Here is an 18,660-nt window from a genome sequence, read left to right as displayed (position 1 = left end):
TCCAGCAGTACAGCAGTCCGGTCACCGCCAAGGGTGTCGAAGACACGGCGTTTTATCGCTGGCACCGGCTCAGCTCGCTGAACGAGGTCGGTGGTGATCCCGAGCGCTTCGGCCTCTCGGTGGACAGCTTCCACCGCGCCAATGCACGGCGCCAAGCCCAATGGCCGCAGGCGATGCTGGCGGGATCGACGCATGACAGCAAGCGCTCAGAGGATGTGCGGGCGCGTCTGCATGTCCTCTCCGAGCTGCCGCTCGCCTGGCGTGAGCACGTCGAGCGCTGGGCACGGCTGAATCGGCGCTTTCGCCGCAGCGGCGATGGCCGCGAGCCACTCGAGGCTGAGGCGGTGACCTGGCCCGATGCCAACACCGAGTATCTGTTCTACCAGACCCTGCTCGGTGTCTGGCCCCTGCAGACACCGCAGGACAACGACGACTGGGTAGCGCTCAAGCAGCGCATCCAGGCCTACATGAGCAAGGCGGTCAAGGAGGCCAAGGTGCATACCGCCTGGACCAACGCCGACCCCGATTACGAGGCGACGCTGGAGGCCTTCATCGATGCCGTGCTCGATCGCGAGCGCAGCCGTGCCTTCTTCGAGGATTTCATCCCCTTCCAGCAGCGCGTCGCCCAGCTCGGGCTGCTCAACAGCCTCTCACAAACCCTGCTGCGGCTGACCTCGCCAGGGCTGCCGGACCTCTATCAGGGCTGCGAGCTATGGGACTTCAGCCTGGTCGACCCTGACAATCGTCGTCCGGTCGATTTCGAGCGTCGCCGCCAATGGCTCAGTGAGATTGATCGGCTTGCTGCCATCGATGACCCCAGCGAGACAACGGAAGGACTCCCCCAGCCATTGCGCTCACAGGCGTTGAGCGCGCAGGAGCTGGACCCACAGGCGCTGAGCAACAACCTCAGCGACGGCCGCGCCAAGCTGTATCTGATCCGCCGCGCGCTGCTGCTGCGCGAGCAGATGCCTGATCTCTTCGCCCACGGCGAGTACTCACCACTCACCGTTGAAGGCCCGCATGCACAGCGTCTCTGCGCCTTCAGTCGCAGCCATCAGGGACAGTCGGTGGTGGTCATTGCGCCGCGCCTGCTCGCCGGACTGAGCGCGCTGGCCGTCACCGACGACGGCGACATCGATCCATTGCAGGACCCCGGTTGGGACGAGACCTGGATCTCGATCCCCGCCGCGCGGCTCGACGATGTCCTAGGCGGCACGGAGCGCAGCACAAACGCGGGACCAAGCCGACAGCTGGAGACCGAGCAGCACCAAGGCCGTCAGGCCCTTCGCGCCAGCAGGGTCTTGCGCCGGTTCCCGGTCGGGCTGCTGAAGACCAGTGCGCTCTGATATCTCACAAGCTATTCAGGACACGCCAAGATGCCATCAAATCAACCGTCTTTTCCCCAGGGCCCGAGGATCTACAACCTGTTTCCGACCCTGCTCGGTCCGATCGAGCGCTGGACCGAACGGTTGCCGGAGATCGCTCAGATGGGCTTCGACTGGATCTTCGTCAACCCGTTTCACTTGCCAGGCCAGTCGGGAAGTCTCTATGCGGTCAAGGACTACTACCGTCTGCACCCCGAGTTGAGCGGCGACAGCGATCTCAGCGACGATGGCGACGACGATGAGCGACTTAGGGCCTTCACCAAGGCCGCTAGCGATGCCGGAATCGCGGTGATGATGGATCTGGTCGTCAACCACACCGCCATCGACTCGGACCTGGTCACCGAGCATCCAGACTGGTACGTCCATGACGACGACGGCTCGGTGCACTCGCCCTCGGCCACCGATCTGGACAACCCCGAGATCGTCACCGTCTGGGAGGACCTGGCCCAGCTCGACTACAGCGAGCGCCCCGAGCGCGAGGCGATGATCGACTTCTTCTCCGAGGTCATCGGTCACTACACCGCGCTCGGCTTCCGCGGGTTTCGCTGCGACGCCGCCTATCAGCTGCCCGGCAAGGTCTGGCAGGTGCTGATCGAGCGCGCCCGCGAAGCCGCGCCGGAGACCCGGTTCTTCGCCGAGACCCTCGGTGCGCCGCCCGACGACATCGAGCAGTTGCGCCCGGCCGGCTTCGACTATCTGTTCAACAGCGTCAAATGGTGGGACTTCCGCGGCGACTGGCTGCTCGATCAGTATCAGCGCTTCCGTGATCTGGCGCCATCCATCGCCTTTCCGGAAAGCCACGACACCACCCGGCTGGCCGAGGAGTCCGATGGCGACAGCCGTGAGTCCCGCTTCTGGTACCTGTTCGCGGCGGTCTTCTCCACCGGCGTGATGATGCCCATCGGCTACGAGCTCGGCTTCCGACGCGGCCTGCACGTGGTCGAGACCCGACCCCAGCACTGGGAGGAGCCGAGCTTCTACATCCGGGATTTCATCGCACAGGCCAACGCCATGAAGGCCAAGACCCCGGTACTGAACGAAGAGGGCGCACAGGAGCGTTTCACTGCGGCCGACGAGCCGGTGGTTGGACTGCTGCGACGCTCGCCCCGGCAGGCGCAGCACAGCGCCGTACTGATCAACCCGGACCCCGATGAGGCGCAGGAGTACAGCCGCGATCGACTCCTCGATGTCCTCGACTGCACGGCTGATCAGCTGCAGGAGATCACGCCGGCCTCCAACGACGGGGCCAACGGCAAGGCAGGCAAGCCGGACTCTGAAAAGACCGGCGAGGGTACCGCGAACGACAGCCCGACATCCGCGATCCATCTGCCGCCGCGAAGTCTCCGCATCTTCATCGCCAACCACTGAAGCGAGACGCCAGCCAGGTGGCAAGCGAGGAGGTGGGCTCACCACTGGCCACTCACTACTCACTACTCACTACTCACTACTCACCACTCACCACTCACCACTCACCACTCACCGGAGAACCCTCATGGATATCACCGACACCTGGCAAGAGCTGATCATTCCCGGCGGCAAGATCGTCTACCTGGTCATGGACGGTCTCGGTGGGCTGGGCAGCGAGGAGACCGGACGCACCGCGCTGGATACCGCCGAGACGCCAAATCTCGACGCACTTGCGCATGACTCCTCCTGCGGCTTGCTCGAGATGGTTGGCCCCGGCATCACGCCGGGCAGCGGTCCCGGGCATCTGGCGCTGTTTGGCTATGATCCGCTGCGCTGGCGCATCGGCCGTGGGGTGCTCTCGGCGCTGGGCATCGACTTCCCCCTGCAGCCCGGTGATCTGGCCGCGCGGGTCAACTTTGCCAGCATCAACAGCGCCGGTGAGATCACCGATCGGCGCGCCGGGCGCATTCCGACGGAGCTGAACCAGCGCCTCTGCGCCAAAATCCAAGACGCCCTCGACCTGGACTTCGACGGCGAGGTCTTCCTCAAGACCGAGTCCCAGCACCGTGCGGTGCTGGTGCTGCGCAGCAGCCCGGATGGTGATGCGCTCTATGACGACCTGCCGGACACCGATCCCCAGACCACCGGCCGGCCGCCGATTCCAATGGAGCCCCAGTCGGATCAGGCCAAGGTCGCGGCCGAGGTGGTCGCGCAGTTCCTTGAGCAGGCGCATGCGGCCATCGCCGATGAGCAGCCCGCCAACGCCCTGCTGCTGCGCGGGTTCCAGCGCCACGAGGTGCTACCGGGACTGCAAGAGCGCTTCGGCCTGAAAGGACTCTGCATCGCCGAGTATCCGATGTACCGCGGACTTTCAAGACTGCTCGGGATGGACGTCGCCGAGCCACCGACCGGCATGGATGCCCTGTTCGAGTCGTTCGAGCAACAGGTCGGCGACGAGCATGATTTCTACTTCCTCCATGTCAAAGGCACCGACAGCGCCGGCGAGGATGGCAATGTCACCGAGAAGGTGGCGGTGATCGAAGAGGTCGATCGGCGCATCCCTTGGCTGTTGGAGCAGCAACCGGACGTGCTCGTCGTCACCGGCGATCATTCGACGCCGGCGATGATGTCGGCGCACAGCTGGCACCCGGTTCCGGTGCTCTTGCACGCCCAGCATGCCCGTCGCGACGCTGCCCAGCGTTTCGATGAAACCAGCTGCCTCAAGGGTGCGCTCGGGCTGCGACCCGGCGCCCATCTCATCGGCCTCGCCCTCGGCCATGCCGGCCGCATGAAGAAATTTGGAGCCTAACGATCAACCGGAGGCGCCGGTGGACTTCAAGCATCACCCCAGCACCGACTTTCGTCCGCTCGAGGCGCTGAGTCGAGACCAGGCGGCGGACGAGATCGAGGCGCTGCGCGAGGGCATCCGCCATCACGATTATCTGTACTACGTGAAGACGGAGCCGGCGATCTCAGACGCGGTCTACGACCAGCTCTTCGACCGGCTGCAGGCGCTGGAGGCGGAGTTTCCTTCCCTACAGAGCGAGAACTCGCCAACCCAGCGCATCGGTGCCGAGCCGGTCAGTGCGCTCAATAAGCGCGAGCACCGCGCGGCAATGCTCAGCCTGGAGTCCGTCCAGAACGACGATGAGGTCGCCGACTTCATCAAGCGCCTGCAGCGCGACGCCGGTGGTGGCGATAACGATGGTGATGGCGATGATGCTGGCGGTGGCGACGACGCTGGCGATGGCAACCAAGGCCCGGTCGCTCTCGTGCTCGAGCCCAAGTTCGATGGCCTCTCAATCGAGCTGATCTACGATCAGGGCGTCTTCTCCAGTGGCTCGACCCGCGGTGACGGTTACACCGGCGAGGACATCAGCCACAACCTCCGCCGTGCCGCTGCGGTGCCGATGCGCCTGCATAAAGCACCGCGACATCTGGCTGTGCGCGCCGAGATCTTCATGCCGCGCTCCGGCTTCACTGCGCTGAACCGCGAGCGCGTGCAGCGCGGCGACGAGCCCTTCGCCAATCCGCGCAATGCCGCGGCCGGACTCATGCGCCAGCTCGATCCGAACCGAGTCGCCGGCCGCCCGCTCGACCTATTCTGCTATGAGCTGCTCGAGATCGACGGCGAAGCGGCGCCGGCGACCCATCATCAGCTCCTTGAGCGACTGGCCGATTGGGGCCTCAAGACCTGCCCACTGAATCGCAACGCCGAACACCTCGACGATGTGCGCGCCTACCACGCTGAGCTCGAGGGCCAGCGCGACACGCTCGACGTTGAGATCGATGGGGTCGTGATCAAGCTCGACGACCGCGCGCGCCGCGAGACGCTGGGCGTGCGCGCGCGCAGCCCGCGCTGGGCGCTGGCCTGGAAGTTCGCCCCGCGCGAAGAGATCACCACCCTCGAGGAGATCACGGTTCAGGTCGGGCGCACCGGCATCCTGACGCCGATCGCGCTGCTGCAGCCGGTCGATGTCGGTGGCGTCACCGTCAGCCGGGCGACGCTGCACAACGCCGATGAGGTGCAGCGCAAGGATGTCCGGCCCGGCGACCAAGTGCGGATCATCCGCGCCGGCGATGTGATCCCGGAGATCGCTGAGCGCATCGAGCAGCCCGGCCAGACGCGCGCCCTGTCCTTCGCGATGCCCGAGCACTGCCCGGTCTGCAGCACCGAGATCATTCGCGATGGGGCCTATCATCGCTGCCCGGCCGGACTCGCCTGCGAGGCACAGCTGGTCGGCCAGATCACCCACTACGCTTCCCGCGATGCCCTGGATATCGACGGACTTGGTGAAGAGACCGCGCGCCAGCTGGTCGAGCGCGGGCTGGTGCACGACCTGGCCGACCTCTATCGGCTGGAGACACAGGACCTGGAGGCGATGGAAGGCTTCGGCGAGACCGCGGCACGCAACCTGGTGCAGGCTATCGACCGCGCCCGCAGGCCGTCCTTGCAGCGCTTTGTCTATGCCCTTGGCATCCGCCATATCGGGGCACGCATGGCCACGGTGCTGACTCGGCGCTTCGGCAGTCTGGATGCGCTGCTCAAGGCCGATCGCACTGCGCTCGAGCGCATCCCGGAGGTCGGCCCGGAGATCGCCGCCGCCGTCGTCGCCTTCTTTGATAACGCGGACAACCGACAGGTGCTCGAGAAGCTGCGGGACGCTGGGGTCGAGGTCGAGGATGTCTCTGAGCAAGAGCCGGCCCAGGCCGACGACAGTCACCGCCTCTCAGGCAAGACCTTCGTCTTCACCGGCGAGCTCGCGCACTACTCGCGTCGAGAGGCGCAATCCGCCGTCGAGGCGCGCGGCGGCCGGGCAACCTCTGACGTCAGCAGCGCGACAGACTATCTCGTCAGGGGCAAAGACCCAGGCAGCAAGGCCGAGCGCGCCCAGGATCTCGGCATCGAGATCCTCGACGAGGCTGAATTCGAGCAGTTGTTAGAGCAGGGATAAGCCCAGTGACGACACTCACCCAGGCGCTGGCTGATCACGATCAAAAATAGTGATCACCACCCCATCGATGCGTTGATCGTGCGTTCGGTAGGGACGCAAGGTGACATCCTGGGTTTTTCCGTTCTCGCCTTCGGTCTCGAGCCGCTTGACGGCCATGCTCTCCATCACCTCATGCGCGAGCGCCTCGAGCCTTGGTAAGTCGATATTGGGCCGGAGGTTGCCGATCGGCCGGCCAACATCGCCCTCGATCAGATTAAACAGCCGCTTGGCGCGCGGGGTGAACTGACGCACCCGCAGATCGCGATCGAGCATCAGGATCGGCAGGTTGACACTGCTTAGGAGGTTGCGGAGGTCGTTGTTGGTGGACGTCAGCTCGGCGTTGCGATGCTCGAGCTCGTCGTTCACCGTCGCAAGCTCCTCGTTGGTGCTCTGCAGCTCCTCTTTCGCGGTCTCCAGCTCCTCATTGCTGCTCTGCAGCTCCTCATTGGTGGATTGCACCTCCTCGTTGGCGGACTGCAGCTCCTCATTGGTGCTCTCTTGATCCTCGATGATCGACTGCATGTACGCGCGGGTCTCCTCCAGCTCCTTTTCCAGCTTCGCGATCCTTGCCTGATCCGCATCACTGTCCCGTTCTTTGCTGTCCCGTTCTTGGTCTTCTTGCGCGCCATGGCTCGCCGAGGCGGATGCGCTCCCGGACTCAACGCCATGGACCGGATGTTCCTCGAACAGGATCAGATAGAAGCGCTCTAGGGCGTCCTTCGCTAAAGGAATGATGCGCAGACTCAGCTCGCTTCTAGGGCCATCCACCATGAGCTCAATCCCGGTCTTGAGGACCGGCTCATCACGCTTGAGCGCGCGTTTGAACAGGTTGCGCAGATCGACCAGGATCTCCTGGCGAATCAGCTTGACCAAATCCAGACTCGCCGTGCCTGGCAAGGGCTCAAGGTAGCGCCCGGTCTTACCGCGGAAACTGATGACGGTCAGATCGCGGGTAACGATGACACCCGGCGGGCTAAACAGCGTGAGCACGGCGCGGTCGGCCTCCTTTCTGATCTCGGACTCGGATCGCGCACCGGGCTCATGCGCGTCGCCCTGCGGCTCGCGATCAGGCTCGCGCCGGGCAGGGGCAAACTCATAGGTTGGCGTCGAGCTTGTCGATTGCTTGGCGTAGCTCTTGGCCTCCTTGTCCTCGAGCCGGAACAGATCGGAGCTGCTGCCAATACCCTCCGAGGCGCCGAGCAGCAGAAAGCCGCCAGGCTTCAGCGCGTAGTGGAAGATCTGCAGCACCCGCCGCTGGAGCGTGCTGCCGAGATAGATCATCAGGTTGCGGCAGCAGATGAGATCGAGCCGCGAGAAGGGCGGATCGCTGGTCACATTGTGCGGCGCGAAGACACAGAGGCCGCGAACCGACTTGTTGATCTGCCAGCCGCCCGAGACCTCATGGAAGAAGCGATTCAACCGCCCTTGCGAGATCTCGCTGCTGATTCGGCTCGGATAGATGCCACTGCGGGCGCGCTCGATGGCCTGCTCGTCGATATCGGTGCCAAAGATCTGGACCGGGATGCTCGGCTGCGATCCGAGCGCTTCGAGCAGCACCATGGCCAGTGAGTAGGGCTCCTCGCCGGTCGAGCAGCCGGGCACCCAGATGCGCAACGTCTCATTCGCCGCGCGTCCCTTGAGCAGCGTCGGCAGCACCGAATCACGCAGCGCATCGAAGGTCTTCTGCTCACGGAAGAAGGCGGTGACATTGATCGTGATGTCGTGAAAGAGCGCGTCGACTTCGTTAGGCTCGCTGCGCAGATACTCCAGATAGTCGCGGAACCGATCCAGCTTGCTGAGCAGCATCCGGCGTTTGAGCCGTCGCTTGATGGTCGCATGCTTGTAGTAGCTGAAATCATGTCCGGTCCGGGCGCGCAGGAGCCGAAACACCTGTGTTAGCTGGTCCGTGCTCGCCCCCGGGTCCTCCTCTCCCTCGGTCCGGCCGCCGCGATCGCGCAGATACGGATGACGTGCAATCCGGCCCAGCTCCCGTGCGATCTCGGCCGGTGGCAGCACGAAATCCACGGCGCCACTGGCGATGGCGTTACCGGGCATGCCGAAATACTGCGCGCTGTCCTCGTCCTGCGCAAAGGTCATCCCGCCAGCGGCCTTGATCGCCTTGAGCCCCAGGGTGCCGTCAGAGGCCGTGCCCGAGAGCACGACGCCGATCGCGGCCGGTCCGATCTCATCGGCCAGCGAGCGCAGCATGAAATCGATTGGCAGCTCGCGATGCTCACTGCCGGCGCGCTCGCGACGGCTACCCTGTGTCAGCTGCAGTCTCCCGGCGCGCACCGCGAGGCTGTGATCGGGTGGCGCCACGTAGATATGGTTCGGCGCGATCCAGGCACCGTCTTCGGCCTCCTGCACCGGCAGATTGGTCTCACGCGCCATGATCTCGCTCAGCAGACTCTCGCGGGTCGGCGCCAGATGCTGCACCAGCAGGAAGGCCATGCCAGTATCCTCCGGCAGCGCATGCAGCAGGGCCTTGAACGCCTCCAAGCCGCCCGCCGAGGCGCCGATGCCAACCACCGGCGCCGAGGGGGTCTCATGTGCATCGTTATCCGCTGCTGTCGTCGTCGGCTCCTCCGCGTTATCCGCAGGGCTAGCCGACGCCTCCGCGCTATCCGCAAGGCTGGCCGGCGCCTCTGCGTGACCTGTAGTGCTGTCTTCTTTGCTCGCCACTCGCCTCAAACCTCCGCACAGGATCAAGCGGCGAGCCTAACATCCTGCGTGCGTGATCTTCACGATCGTTAAAGAACGCACGCGGAGGGATCGCCATCGAGACTTGCCCACTTTTGCCATCGGCGCTAATTTATCGACATGAGCACCAGACGGCCCAGTTCATGTCATCAAGAACAACCGACCAAGCTATGTCGTGCTCACCGAAGCGGCCTATACAGAGCTTCTCGAAAGCTCCCTCGAAGCGGCCAAGGCCCATTTGCACGCGTCCCTCAGTGACTTGGATGCCGGTCGAACCACCCGCTACGAGAGCGCCGATTCCTTGATGAAAGCCCTCGACGTCGACGAATCATGAGCTTCGCGCTGGTCACTACCCAGCATTTTGAACGTCGCGCACGCAAGTTCCTCCGCAAACATCCCGATCTACGCCAAGCCCTTCAGGATACACTGGACGACCTCAACCGAGATCCCTTCCAACCCAAGCTCAAGCTCCACTCGCTCTCCGTTACCTCCTGTGCGCGAAGCCCACGGGCACCGCCGGGCGCTGAGCGTTCAGTCCCACTCCGGCAACCGCCGCAGCGGGCCGAACCGCGCCTCGAGGTGCGACCAGGGCCGCACAATCCACGACTGCAGCCGCACCTCGCCAGTGGCGGCCAGGATCTCGCAGCCTGCGTTCGGCAGCAGCAGCGAGACCTCTGGCGACGCCGGCGCCCGCGGCCGGAAGGCGAGCGCGTTCATTCCCACCGGCCACTCGTCCAGCATCCGCATCCAGCGCCATTGCAACGACGGCGGCTGCTCCGCGGTGCGCACGATGCAGGGGCTGTCGGCCTCGGCGACGAGGCGCCCGAGCTCGTTGGTCGCGAGCCACCAGCCAGCGGACTTGGCCGTTAGCATGATGAGCACGGCGGCCACCGGCGCCGCGAGCCAGCCCGCGGGCACCCAGACCGGGTGGTGCGGCAGGGAGGCGCATGTGGGCCCATCGGCGCTCCCGCCAGGCGCCCCAGCCCGCGTCAGCAGCACCCGCCCGACCATCGCCGCCAGTGCCATGAAGCCAAGCCCGGCGACGAAGGTGAGCGCCGCCTTCAGCTTGATGCCATGGCCGAACAGGATCTCGCCACCGACCCAGATCGCGAGCCCCACCAGCGCGGCCAGCACCACGCCGAGCACACGCGGTAGCCAGCGCGGCAAGGCCCCTCTGCCGCCGCGCAGCAGGAGGAGCGCGAAGACCAGCGCTGCCAGCATCGCAACTGCCAGCAGCCATTCCTGCGCCGCGGTGGACGGCAGCAGATAGTGCAGCGTGCCGTCGCCCGTGAGATTGGATCGCTCGTAGCGGTTGGCGCTCGCGATCGTCCAGCCGAGCCGGAGCAGTCCGGTGATCATGAGCCAGGCGGCTAGCCCCAGCCAGGCCCAGCCGAGCGCGCCCGCGCCGGCCGCCCCAGCGCGTCGCGCCCAGGCCGACCGCAAAGCATGCCAGCCGAGCCATGCCGCCAGCACCGACAGACCGAGCGCGGGCACGAAGGCCATCGGGTGCAGCACCACGAAGAACGCCCCCAGTAACCAGCCATAAAACCGCACCAGCCGCGCCGACGGCCACAGCACCGCCCCCAGCACGAAGGGCCACGCGAGATGCGCCGCCGTCAACAGCTCCGAGACGGCGGAGAAGTTGATCTGGTGCACCGCAAGCCAGAGCAGCGGGAATAGCAGCAGCGCCGGCGCCAGGCGACGCACGATGAGCCAACAGGCGGCGAGCGAGAGCACCGGCAGCGCCATGTAACCGACGGAGAAGGCATGGCGCAGCAGCACGGGGTCGTCCGTGAAGCGCCCGGCGAGCATCCCCGGCAGCTGCGGCACCAGAGCCCCCACGCGCAGGTTCGGCACCACGAAGGCCTCGTCTGCGGCGAGCTTGAACCAGTTGCTGGCTGATCGTCAGCAAAGCCGCTCCTCAGCCACCCTCCGCCCATGCCCTCCGCAGGCTCCGGGCATCGGCTCCAGGCGGCCTCGTCGCGGCTCGATCGGTACCGCACGCGCAGCGTTTCTCCTGCCCGCTCCGCCGCTCGTCGGCAACCCTCCTGCCGCGGCTGCTGCGCGCGGCTCCGCTGCGCCCTCCGCGTTTTTTCCTCCGCTCCGGGACTCCGCTCCACCGTGCTCGCACCCGCCGCCTCCGGGCCACCTCCTCGCGGCGGGCTCCTTGCCGCAGCCGATCGTGGCCGCCTAGAGAAATTGCTCAATCCTGCGGGCTGATGATCGTTGTTGTTGACAGGGTCGGAGTGAATGACTACATTTTAGCTGACAATGACAGTAAATGATGGCAGCACAAGATGATCGAGAGCTACCAATCCTGGCAGGGCAGTGCTGCTGAGCTTGCCGCAACGGCCTCAGAACTGCTGCCGGATAGCGCCAACGATGAGCGGCTCAACGAGCGTTTAGTCCGTTACTACGTCCAAACCGGCCTACTGACGCGACCACAGCGCGCCGGTCGCGAGGCTGTCTTTAGCTATCGCCAACTGCTCGAGCTGGTTGCGGCCCGCACCCTGGTCCGCGATGGCTGGCCACTGGCCAAGATCGCCGATTGGAACAGCGGCGCCGACGAGCGCGCCTTGCTCGACGTCATCGACCAAGGCCAGCCAGTGACGCCGCTTCCGGCGCCGGCGTCTGGGCGCGCCCGATTCCCTGAGACTCGCCGCCTAGCATTGGCCGTAAACGATGATCCGAGCGCCGACCTTGAACTCTATGGCTGGCTGGCCGGTCGGGGTGTTGCGGTGCTGCGTGCCTATTCCACCGCCCAGGCCCTGACGCTGCTTGAGCGGGCACGGGTCCACATCGTGATCTCCGATCTCACCCGGAGCGAAGCCGGCGTGCTCAACAAACGGGCTGGAATAGTGCTTGCGCAGGCGATCCGCGAGCGCGGCTCCGATGTGCCGATGGTGCTTTTTACACTCGACAAGTCGCCCCAGATCAAGTCGTTGGCCCTGGATGCCGGGGTCAACTACGTCACCGAGAGCACCGAGGATCTGCGCGATTGGCTGCAGAAGATCGGGCTCTAGCAAAGGAGATCGCAACCATGGCCAGATTGACCAGCCAGACCCATCCGCTTCGGATCGATGCGGTTGACACACCTTGTGGCGGGTCCGTTGGTATGACGATTTGCCCCGGCAAACAGCAGAAGGGCTCCATCTCGGGCGATTGGTACCGCGATCTCGACACCGATCTGCGCGTGATCGTTGACTGGGGCGCTGCGGCCGTCGTCACCCTGATGGAGCCGAACGAACTGGCCGGGGTTGGTGTGGTGCACATGGGCGAGGCGGTTGAGGCCCTGGGCATGGACTGGTACCACCTGCCGATCCGCGATGTGCAACCACCGGGTCAACGCTTTGAGAACCGCTGGGTCCTCGCTGGCCTGCGGCTGAGGCGTCTGCTGCGCCGAGGTCATAAGGTGCTGATCCACTGCCGCGGCGGTCTCGGGCGCTCAGGCACCGTTGCCGCACGGCTGCTGGTCGAACTGGGCGTGGCCTCACAGGAGGCCATCGCCGCGGTCCGGAGCGTGCGTCCCGGCACCATCGAGACACGTGCACAAGCGCAGCATGTCCTGGCCTGCAAAGAAGTCACAGCAGATGAGCCCTTTCTCGACCGGGCGCTGGGCTGTCTGCTCGGCGGGGCCATCGGCGATGGCTTCGGCTACGCGGTGGAGTTCGATAGCCTCGGTCGTATTGAACAGCGTTTTGGTGCGGCTGGACTGCGCCAGCCCGTGCTCACCAAGGGTCAGTTGCGCGTCAGTGACGACACCCAGATGACCCTGTTCACCCTCGAGGGCTTGACACGGGGTCTGGCTGAGGCGCGAGACGCAACGGAGTCGGACAAGCTGGTCGAGCACATCGGCAAGGCCTATGCCGACTGGCTGCAGACCCAACTCGGGCCGGTGGGCGATGAGCGCCTGCATGGCACGCTGGCCACACGTTCAGCACTGCGTCATCAGCGCGCGCCAGGCAACACCTGTGTCTCGGGGCTGTCTGCGGCGACCCAGGGCACGCCGCAGCGCCCGATCAATGACTCCAAAGGCTGCGGCGGTGTGATGCGGGTGGCGCCGCTCGGCTGGCTCTCGGATCGCGAACCGGCGGCGTGCTTTGATCTTGCAGCACAGGCTGCAGCGTTGACTCACGGTCACCCCGATGGTTGGTTGAGTGCCGGCATGCTGGCGGCGCTGATTCACGCGCTGTTCGCGGGTCGCGGTTTCCGTCGCGCACTCGATGAGGCCAAAACCCTCACCGAGGCGAGGATCAGGCAGCATGGGGTGCGCGCGGATCTGCTCGCGGTCGTTGCCCGGGCGGAAACACAGGCCAGCCGCTTGCGCGATGAGCCGGTCCGCGCCATCGAGGCCCTTGGCGGCGGTTGGGTCGGTGAAGAGGCGCTTGCGATTGCGCTCTATGCCGTGCTCAGTGCCGACAGCTTCGAGGAGGCGGTGCGTCGCGCGGCCAATCACAGCGGCGACAGCGATTCCACCGCAGCCATCGCGGGGCAGCTTTGGGGCGCCTGGAAAGGCATTGACAGCCTACCGATGGCCTGGATTCGACGCCTCGATGTGTTGCCGGAATGCCTGCATAGGGTCGCCGAGTTGGCCGCGCAGGGCCGCGTTGCCGAGCCAACTGCGGCGATGCGCGCCGACACCGTTCCTGATCCATCGCTGCAGGCCTGTATCAACATCCTCGAGATGGTGCATGTGCTGCATCGCCGGGGATATCAGAAACTGCGGATTGCTCCGGGGATGTCGCCATCCGGCTGCTATTGGCGGGTGGCGGTCGCACCGAGCGACAACTTCCTCAGTGACAATGGCGCAATGCTGCGAGATTTCGATGATGCCGCTCATCACACGACGGGCAACGGGGCCTATCCCTTCCAGTGGCGCGATGCGCAGGAAAAGGGTTCAGAGCAGCTCGCCAACCTGTTCTTGGAACGCCATCCTCAACTCGCGCGACGTGGCAAAGGGTCCGATGGGGCCTATGCCGGGTGGTATCTCGAGGTGCTCGGTCATGCCAAGCGTGGTGGGTTTCCGATCGCTTACTGGGATGGGGTACCTGAGAACACAGACTCACTTCGATTGGTGGGACCGACCCTCATGCGCGACCAGCAGATGCCGGCGCCACCGCGAGTGACTGCATTGCAGCCAGAGGCCGGCGATGTGCCCGGCGAGTGCGCTAATCCCCTGATCAACGCGGCTGCGGTCATCGACTACGACGAGGTCGACCTGAGTCAGAGCAGTTTCTTCGAGCAGGCCGAACGCATCCTGGCACTCACCGCCTTCTACCATCAGCACGAGGCGGCGCTGATGCCGCTCACGGCTCGGGTCTGGGACTCGCTGCTCGAGCCAAAGGCGCCAAAGGTGGCGTTCATGGCCGAAACACTCGGTATCGAGGGCAGCGACAAGATCGCGCTGCGCAAGGTGCTAATGACCTATCTGCGATCAACCGATCTGCTCATCGCAGCACTGGATGACCCGCTCACGGACACTGCGCCGGACGCTGATCTCGTTGCGATGGAGGCCTATTTCGAGCGGATCGGAGCGATCATCGAGCAGCAGTCCGAGCGCTGGGCACGCTTGCTCAACGTCGAACCCATGGACCCGTTACCGGAGGCGGCGGAATCTGCTGCTGTGCTCCATGGACCTTGGGTAGTCAGCAAAGCCGGTTCGCCAGACACCATTCGGTGACCTGAGCGCAAATTGCAACCACGCCTTTTGGACAGGACGGTATCGCATGTTGGACTCCAGAATTTGCAACGACCTTGAAACCATCCAGCAGGAGTTGCTGGGCAAGGGAGGGCTCTTACCCAAAGCCCGCCTCGATGACTGTTACGCGCTCTTTCGGGAACGGTTCGGCCCTGACGTGCTTGCGAGTCTGGATGGGGAAGGGCTGCTCAACCTGATGCACCTTCATGGAAACCAAGACAGCCTCGTTTACTGGCTGGAATTCAAGAACGACGACGAGTTTCCTGCGCAATTCGGCAGTATCTCTGGCGGCAGCGCGTTGAAGTTCGGCCTGTACCGACGCAAGGAGACCGGGGAGTGGATGACCGGTTCGCCCAAGCAACAGAAAGTCATCATGGTCGACAAGGCCATCGCGCTCGCCCGCAAGCATCGCGACGAACTCGTTGCTGGCACCAAGGTGCTCGACGCCTTCCCGCAACAGGCGTCCGAGGCCGACTACCGGGCATTGCAGAAAGAGATGGACGCAAAGGCACCGACGGTCAGCCGGCTTGCCTGGGGCCACAAATACTTCAGCCTGCTCTATCCGAATCTTCTCGACGATTACCACTCCCCGGCCTACGCGCGTTTCCACCTCATCAAATTGCTGCAAAGACCGCTCAGCAGCGCGGAGCAGCGTTACCTCGATGCGTACCTGTTCCTGCAGATCGCCAACAGCCTCGGTTGGCCCGTCAATCATCTGACCAAGGTGCTCAACGCGCGGAACGGACAGCCGCATGAGGTTTGGCTCTTCAACGTCGCCAGCGCGGACGGATCGCGATGGTCAGAAATGCAAACGCAAGGCTTCATCGCGAGCGGACCTGCACAGCTTCCGGCCCTCGATTGGCTGGACGGGTCCAGCACGACGCTTGGCCGGCTCAAACAGACCCTGACCGAGCTCGATACGCTTTCCGCGAGCGAAGCCATACCAAGTACAGCGCGCGCACTCCGTGATTTCGCCTGCGTCATGGAGGAGCCCGATCTGGTCCTAGCCGTCGACGGCCAGGTGGTTAAGGGCATTGGCAAGGTCACCGGCGACGGCTACCAGCACGACGAGAGCGCCTCCTCGGATGCGCCGCATCGGCGCACCGTCGAATGGCGCGCGCTGAGCGACTGGAAGACCACCGCGCCGGCGGCGCCAGTCGTCGGCGTCAAACGCTTGGGCGACACCCACGTCGACCTCCTGATCGCAATCGAGCAACACCTGCTGGACGCGCAAGGGGCAGCGAAGCCCGCCACGCCGTCATCCTCGAGCGCGCTTGCCGGTCTCGCCGGGGAAATACAGCTGACCCTCGAGCGAAAAGGCCAGGTCATCCTCTACGGCCCACCAGGGACCGGTAAAACCTGGCAGGCACTTCGAGTTGCCCAGGAGTTGGCAGCGCTTCACGGGTTCGGAAAAGGCTGGGACAGCCTCTCAGACGAGGAGCAGAAGCGCGTCTTTGGCGCGGACGCGCACCCGGCCCTTGTGCGCCTCTGCACCTTTCACCCCGCCTACGGCTACGAGGACTTCATCGAGGGCTATCGGCCCATTACCGGCCGCACCGATCAGCTTGGCTTCGCACTGCGCCCTGGGCTGTTCAAGCGCTGCTGCGAGGAGGCCACCGCCAACCCCCGCCTGCGCTTCTATCTCGTCATCGATGAGATCAACCGCGGCGATATCCCGCGCATTTTCGGCGAGCTGCTGACCCTGCTCGAGAAGGACAAACGGGGCCGAGCGGTCGAGCTGCCGCTCTCCGGTCAGCCGTTCAGTGTGCCGCCAAATCTCTCTGTGATCGGCACCATGAACACCGCCGATCGTTCGATCGCCCTGCTCGACACCGCGCTGCGCCGTCGTTTCGGGTTCCGCGAGCTCATGCCCGAGGTGGATCTCCTGAAGGGGGCCGTACTCGCAGGCAGCATTCCGCTGGACGGCTGGCTCGCGGCGCTGAATCAGCGCATCCTTGAGCACGTCGGCCGCGATGCCCGCAATCTGCAGATCGGCCATGCCTATTTCTTGCAGAGCACGAAAGACGGGGCGAAACCGGTGACCGATCTGGCCCGCTTTCGGCGCATCCTCGCCGAAGACATCGTGCCCCTGCTCGAGGAGTACTGCTATGAGGACTATGAGACCCTGGCAAAGCTCATCGGCAAGGATTTCGTCGACCTGGAAACACGCCGGCTGAACCGCGGGCTGTTTCAGGCCACCAACAAGGACGCCTTCGTTCAGGCCATCCTCGCGCCAACACCCGAACTGACCACGACCAAGGAGGCGACAACCGCAAGCGGTGAGGATGGTAGCGACACCGAGACCAACGACGCGACGGAAGCGGACGCCGGCGCTCCGGCCTCCTGATGTCTGAACACGTTACGCTGCAGGAATGGACACGGCTAACGCCGCAGACCTGCGAGGCGCTCCAAGGCCGGCATCTCTTTAGCAGCTTGGAACATGCTCAAGCTGATGCACTTTGCAAAGCGCAGCGCTTGCTGCTGGAAGATCTGCACGACGGTCTGCGTATCGAGGCGCGCTCCTGGGTCGGGCGAGTGACGCTCGGGGACCTGACCATGACCGTTTCGCCTAAGATCACAGGCCTGCCGCTGCTCGGCCTGCTGCGCTACGCCTATGGCCTCAATGACCTCGCGCTGCACAACGAGACCACCTACGGCGTGGCCGCCACACGCTTCCAAGACTTGTTGCTGGAACAGCTGCGGGCCGAAGTCAAGGCGTTGTTGGCGCGCGGACTGCAGCGCGACTATCGAAAAACCACGGCGGATCAGCATTCGCCGCGCGGTCAGATCGACTTTGCGCGCCTGACCAGCGATGGCCCGCTGACACGGGCGTCCTTACCCTGTATCGACTATCCCCGCGACGTCGGGATCGCGCTGAACCACGTCGTTGCCGCTGGCCTGCAACTCGGCGCCACCCGAACCGATGATCGCGAGCTTCGTGTCCATCTGCGGGACCTTGCGCGGCGCATGGATCTCAACGAGGCGCCGCCAGCGCTCAAGCTAGCGATGGTCATGGACGCCCTGAACGCGCTCGATCGGCGCACCGCCCATTATCGGCCGGCGCTGGCCATCATCGCGCTGCTGCTCCAAGGCGCGGCGGTGTCGCTGGATGAACCGCCGGTCGGCGTCAGTCTGTCCGGCTTCCTGTTCGATATGAACGCCTTTTTTCAGGCGCTGCTCGGACGCTTTTTGCACGAGCATCTGCCAGGCTGCGAGGTGGCCGACGAGCACCGATTGCGCGGCGTGTTCTCTTACGATCCTGCTCACAATCCAAAAGCCAGCAAGGGGCCGGTCCCGCGCCCGGACTTCATGGTGCGCCTCGGGCAGAAGCGCGTCCTGCTGGACGCGAAATACCGCGATCTGTCCACGCATCCTTTACCACGCGACATGCTCTATCAACTGGCGATCTATGCGCTGACCCAAACCGGGTCGTTGCCGAGCGCCATCCTGCTCTATCCCACGCTGAGCACCGTTGCCGATCAGATCGTCCACTTCAATGATACGGTCGCTGGCACCCCCAAGGCGCGCGTGATCCTGCGGGCAGTCAATCTGCTGGAGCTAGCGGTATTACTCGAGAAAGGCCATGCAGCTAAGGGCCATCGGGAAGAGCTGGCACGAAAGTATGCATTCGGCGTGAACACTTCCCCCTAGCCATCAGCTATAAGTGCAGCCTCGGCGAATAAGTCTATTTTAGACAGATGGGAGCGGCAGCCGCTGCGAATTCGATAACTCCGTCTGTACGGCCCTGCCAGCCGCTTACTCCGCGTTGGGTGCTTGGCCGTTGCTAGCGGCAGTGTTGGCCGCTCGGCACTAGAGGCCGCTCCTCACCCGCCCGCCGGCCTTCCGGCTCCGCTTGGTCGTGCTCCGCGTCCGGGCCACCTCTTCACGGCGAGCGCGAGCTTGCCGGTTCGGAGCTGCTCATTCGCGGGGCAACGGGCTATACTGTCTATGCGTACAGCTCACCGGAGATCGCACC

General features: G+C 64.7%; 10 protein-coding genes. 8 read left to right on the top strand and 2 right to left on the bottom strand.

The features are described from left to right. From CCR96_RS03380 to ligA, 4 genes are all read left to right on the top strand, one after another. On the top strand, positions 1 to 1,346 hold a 1,346-nt coding region (locus tag CCR96_RS03380), incomplete at its 5' end, for a malto-oligosyltrehalose synthase (RefSeq protein WP_476702826.1). 30 nt (positions 1,347 to 1,376) lie between these two features. Beyond that, positions 1,377 to 2,753 carry an alpha-amylase family glycosyl hydrolase gene (locus CCR96_RS03375; protein WP_201217334.1) on the top strand — a complete coding sequence of 459 codons (1,377 nt, stop codon included), beginning with the start codon at positions 1,377 to 1,379 and terminating at the stop codon, positions 2,751 to 2,753. A 124-nt stretch (positions 2,754 to 2,877) separates the two neighbouring features. Continuing rightward, positions 2,878 to 4,101, top strand: coding sequence for a 2,3-bisphosphoglycerate-independent phosphoglycerate mutase (locus CCR96_RS03370; protein WP_201217332.1), 1,224 nt, complete (start codon positions 2,878 to 2,880; stop codon positions 4,099 to 4,101). Positions 4,102 to 4,120: 19 nt separating this feature from the next. After that, positions 4,121 to 6,247, top strand: coding sequence for an NAD-dependent DNA ligase LigA (gene ligA / locus CCR96_RS03365; protein ID WP_201217329.1), 2,127 nt, complete (start codon positions 4,121 to 4,123; stop codon positions 6,245 to 6,247). Positions 6,248 to 6,262: 15 nt separating this feature from the next. On the opposite strand, the gene CCR96_RS03360 is transcribed toward ligA, so the two are convergent. Both CCR96_RS03360 and CCR96_RS03355 read right to left on the bottom strand, forming a co-directional pair. Then, complete coding sequence (locus tag CCR96_RS03360; RefSeq protein ID WP_201217326.1) at positions 6,263 to 8,968, bottom strand: chemotaxis protein CheB; 2,706 nt, start codon at positions 8,966 to 8,968, stop codon at positions 6,263 to 6,265. Between the two features lie 549 nt (positions 8,969 to 9,517). Further along, on the bottom strand, positions 9,518 to 10,843 hold the full coding sequence (locus CCR96_RS03355; RefSeq protein WP_201217322.1) for a hypothetical protein: 1,326 nt from the start codon (positions 10,841 to 10,843) through the stop codon (positions 9,518 to 9,520). Positions 10,844 to 11,283: 440 nt separating this feature from the next. Here CCR96_RS03355 and CCR96_RS03350 point away from each other — a divergent pair, with 440 nt between their 5' ends. Genes CCR96_RS03350 through CCR96_RS03335 form a run of 4 tightly spaced genes read left to right on the top strand, consistent with a single transcriptional unit; the run spans position 11,284 to position 18,335 of the window. Beyond that, on the top strand, positions 11,284 to 12,009 hold the full coding sequence (locus CCR96_RS03350) for a response regulator (protein ID WP_201217318.1): 726 nt from the start codon (positions 11,284 to 11,286) through the stop codon (positions 12,007 to 12,009). Between the two features lie 17 nt (positions 12,010 to 12,026). Continuing rightward, on the top strand, positions 12,027 to 14,666 hold the full coding sequence (locus CCR96_RS03345; protein WP_201217314.1) for an ADP-ribosylglycohydrolase family protein: 2,640 nt from the start codon (positions 12,027 to 12,029) through the stop codon (positions 14,664 to 14,666). 46 nt (positions 14,667 to 14,712) lie between these two features. Then, a complete protein-coding gene (locus CCR96_RS03340; protein WP_201217296.1) occupies positions 14,713 to 17,031 on the top strand; it encodes an AAA family ATPase in 2,319 nt (772 codons plus the stop codon). After that, complete coding sequence (locus CCR96_RS03335; RefSeq protein WP_201217281.1) at positions 17,031 to 18,335, top strand: McrC family protein; 1,305 nt, start codon at positions 17,031 to 17,033, stop codon at positions 18,333 to 18,335. Before CCR96_RS03340 ends, CCR96_RS03335 begins: the two co-directional genes overlap by 1 nt. Positions 18,336 to 18,660: the final 325 nt, after the last annotated feature.

Source organism: Halochromatium roseum, assembly GCF_016653315.1.
GTDB lineage: Bacteria > Pseudomonadota > Gammaproteobacteria > Chromatiales > Chromatiaceae > Lamprobacter > Lamprobacter roseus.
Note: the sequence above shows the minus strand (reverse complement) of the source record. Positions and strands in the feature narration are given on the sequence as shown.